The sequence below is a fragment of the Limosilactobacillus fastidiosus genome, assembly GCF_014145505.1.
Lineage (GTDB): Bacteria > Bacillota > Bacilli > Lactobacillales > Lactobacillaceae > Limosilactobacillus > Limosilactobacillus fastidiosus.
This window is the reverse complement of sequence record NZ_JACIUZ010000024.1, coordinates 1-3806: the sequence shown is the minus strand read 5'-3', so window position 1 is coordinate 3806 and position 3806 is coordinate 1. Positions and strand designations below refer to the sequence as shown.

General features: G+C 38.7%; 4 protein-coding genes. 3 read left to right on the top strand and 1 reads right to left on the bottom strand.

From position 1 onward, the window contains the following. On the bottom strand, positions 1-975 hold a 975-nt coding region (locus H5R64_RS02650; RefSeq protein ID WP_182582721.1), incomplete at its 3' end, for a transposase. Between the two features lie 212 nt (positions 976-1187). Here H5R64_RS02650 and H5R64_RS02645 point away from each other — a divergent pair. From H5R64_RS02645 to H5R64_RS02635, 3 genes are all read left to right on the top strand, one after another. Beyond that, positions 1188-1544 (top strand): hypothetical protein, encoded by a 357-nt coding sequence (locus H5R64_RS02645; protein ID WP_182580919.1) that lies wholly within the window; start codon positions 1188-1190, stop codon positions 1542-1544. A gap of 82 nt (positions 1545-1626) precedes the next feature. Continuing rightward, positions 1627-3018, top strand: a complete 1392-nt coding sequence (locus H5R64_RS02640) for an MFS transporter (RefSeq protein ID WP_182582719.1) — start codon at positions 1627-1629, stop codon at positions 3016-3018. A 127-nt stretch (positions 3019-3145) separates the two neighbouring features. Beyond that, positions 3146-3646, top strand: a complete 501-nt coding sequence (locus H5R64_RS02635; protein WP_182582717.1) for a helix-turn-helix domain-containing protein — start codon at positions 3146-3148, stop codon at positions 3644-3646. The last annotated feature ends 160 nt before the right edge of the window (positions 3647-3806 follow it).

The following is a 3806-nucleotide window of genomic DNA, read 5'->3' as shown; positions in this document are numbered from 1 at the left end:
TTGACTTAAATCCTCATTGAAAGATAGTAAGCGATGGACCACTTCAACGTCGGTAAGTTGAGCGTAACCAAAATTGCGTCGTGACCAATAGTTATCATATTTAAGCAGTCCTGCCGGGGTTAAAATTAGTTTCCAGAAGTGTTTAAGGGCTCGCCACTGATGGGTTCCTTTCCCGGCGCTATTCATAGCCTTGATACGAATTTGATTCAAGGCCCGATACGCTTGTGCGACCACGTGAAAGTGGTCGGCAATGATAATGGCATGCGGAAACAATTCATGAATAAGATGACGGTAAGGTGTGTACAGGTCAACCGTAACGGTCTGAACTGCTAAACGAGCCGAGTGGTCGTAACGCAGAAAGTAATTACGTAAGTAGCGACTTCGTCGTGACAAAATAATGTCTAAAGTGCGGTGATTTTCAATGTTCATTAAGAGCATACTCATGCCACTGGGCGCAAAGCGACCAGACTTAAAGTCATCAAAAGCGATGTGTCGTGGTAGCCAGTGGTAGTTAGGCTTGAAGGATTGGTCGAGGTTCAAGATCACTCGTCTGACCGTCCAATCAGAGATACCGAGTTCCTTAGCAATATCAGTTTGCGATTCATTAGCGGTTAGCTGCATCATAATTCGCAGGTTAATGGCCTGACTGATATGGTGGCGATACTTAACGTCTTTAACTCTGGCCACCTTGGTAATCGTTTGTGGACAGTCCGGTGATGGCTTACAAAGGTATTTTTGTTTACGAATTGACCAAATGGTCGGCTCATAGTGCAAGCTGGGGCCCAATATTTTGACCAGCTTAAAGCCATTCTTGAGCATTAATTGACCGCAACGTGGGCAATGTAAGGGATAAGACTGGACAAGGTGAACAATTATCTGGTTGCCTTGATCTTCAATCGCATCTTTAAAATGTGCTGTATCCAATTCAAGGTGAGAATCTTTAATTCCTAAAGCAATTTTGGTAGAATAATTCATGAAAGATGGTCCTTTCTTAAACGAAGACGGGGTTCTGAGCCATCTTTCGTTTTTTATTTTAAATTTAAACAAAAATAAGTACCGATGTTAAATTCATCAGTACTTAAAATTGTAGAACCTTTATACTTTCCAACCTTCCAAGTAATATCCTTTGAATTTTTCCTCCAATAACTTGATAATAGGAGTAGCTATGTTTTGAAAGGAGACTTACAATGAAAATTGCTAAATTAGTTGTTGGTATTTTGCTATTAGTATTAGCTACATGGTTATTAGTTGATGCAATTGTAAACGGTATTCTAGGGATCTGGACTAGTTCGAATTACATCTACGCTACTTTAGAAATTATTTTATCTGGATTATTTATTGGCGCAGGGGTAGTTTATATTGTCCAAGAAAATAATCCTTTCCTTGGCGGTGATATTACCAATCTTATTTTATTAATTATTGGTGGAATTATTGGCATTGCTGGTGGTTTCTTCAATAGTTGGATGTTCCTATACGCAGTAATTAGCCTGGTAGTTGGTATCAGCTTCTTTATCTGGCACGTTAAGATTGGCGAGAATGTATAGAAACAATTTCAAAAAGGGGTGGCTGTGATTTATATTAGTCATCTCTTTTTTTACTATAAAGTATTGAAATGAGGAATTTATAATGGAGAAAAAGATTACGCCACGATTAATCACCGCAATTTTATCTGCGGGGATGCTATCATTTCTAGGAATCCTTGATGAGACGGCGACAACGGTTACTTTTCCTATCCTAATTAAGGAGTTTAGAATTACAACTGATCAGGTTCAATGGGTTAATACTCTGGTTTTACTTGTGATTGCCACGATTGTTCCAATTAGCTCCCAAATTAGTTTGCGCTTTTCTACTAAACGGATTTTTATTGCCGGAATGCTATTCTTTTTGTTCGGATTAATTATTGATGTTTTTACACCACGGTTTGATCTCTTATTAGTTGGTCGCGCTTTTCAAGGAATTGGGACCGGAATTGGGTTGCCTTTAATGTATAATATTATTCTTGCTCGGGTTCCTAAGGATCATCTGGGCTTTATGATGGGGATCGGTACAATGATCACGGCAGCAGCGGTGGCCTTAGGTCCAGTATTTGGTGGGATTGTGACTGATCTATTGAATTGGCGGTGGATCTTTATTGTTTCCATTTTTCTTGCTGCTATCGGTATCTGCACTGGTGGATGGTCCATTACCCAGATTAATAAATTACAAAGGGTTCGGTTTAAATACAAGCAGTGGTTAGCAATTGCGGTTAGTCTTGTCCTATTAATGCTTGGCTTTACTAATGTCGCTAACCACCACTTCTTGTCCTACCAAGTTCTTGGCTTTCTGGGACTAGGAATAGTCTGTTTAATTTTATGGTTAAAAATCTCGTGGAATGATCAGGCGGCACTTATTAGTCCACGATTATTCAAAAATAGTTCTTTCAGTATTCAATTACTATGCTATTGTTTTGCCAAGATTAGTACGTTAGCATTAGGTTTCATTTTCCCAATATATGTCCAAACTGTAAATCACGGTTCAGTATCACTTGCTGGTTGGATTATGTTACCAGGAGCGATTGTCGATGCTTTAATGGCAGCCCTAGCAGGAAAACTCTTGGATAAAAAAGGTGCTTGTCTGCCAATTATGATGGGGGTCATTGCTAGTTTAGCTGGTACGGTAATGATGAGTTTTTTTGGGACCCACCTTTCTAATTTTGCAATTATTTTTCTTTATGCCTTGTACTATGGTGGCTACGGAATGTGCTTTAGTAGCTTAATGACTAGTGGACTGACCTCTTTACCCGCTAGTGAGCATTCTCAAGGAAATGCAATTTATAATACCTTACAACAGTTCTCAGGAGCAATCGGGACAGCTCTTGCCGGTACCCTGATGGCGATTAGTCAAAGTAATCGCCAGCTGGAGTTACAACAGACAACTGCAATTGGTGCTCGTTGGACCTTCTATGTATTAACGCTCTTAATTATTTTCAACCTGATTCTTACACTTCTTTTTGTTTCGCCAAATAAGATAAAACACTAAAAAATTTATTGCCCGGGAAATGATATACCTTGTCACCTTATTGACGGGCTTCTGTCGGCTAAATGTCGTGGTTAAAAGAGGCAGAAATTGCTATTCTAGAAACAAAACAAAATAAGAAGGTATTAAAATGATTAAAAGTAATATCAAAGCATTTCGGATAGCAAACCACCTTTCACAAGAACAATTAGCTGAAAAGGCCAAAGTTTCAGTGCGGACAATTCAACGGTTAGAAGCCGGAGAAGATGCTAGTATTTCAACCCTTAACCTAGTAGCAGGAGCGTTGGGGGTTGAAGTCGGTGATCTTTTCCCCCGAACGGATTCAGCTAAGCAACAGGAAAAAATTCAATCAGCAGACGAACAACTTCAATCACAATTGTACCAACGTCATGAAGAATTTAAGAATTTTAAGTGGATCTATAATACTTGCTACATTATTGTAATGATGCTTTGGGGGTGCTGTTTCCCGTTAATTCATGATGATGCTGTTTCTTCGATTATTGGAGTTATTTGGATTGGTGGTTGGATGTTATTTGGTCCCTTAAAGAAGTGGTTTGAATTGCGTAAGCTTACTCCGAAATTGGATGCAAAGTATCCATTAACAGTTAACCGGATAGATAAAAATCAATAATTAAATTTCATAAGCTAATTTCTTTATTTTTTTCAATAAGTGAATGAACTACACACCGACTAAAGTCGGTGGTTTCTGGGAACACAAAGTAGTATTTAGGATATTACATGTGTATTCACAATACCTAACTTACAGAACTTTGCTATTTACCACGGCTAGT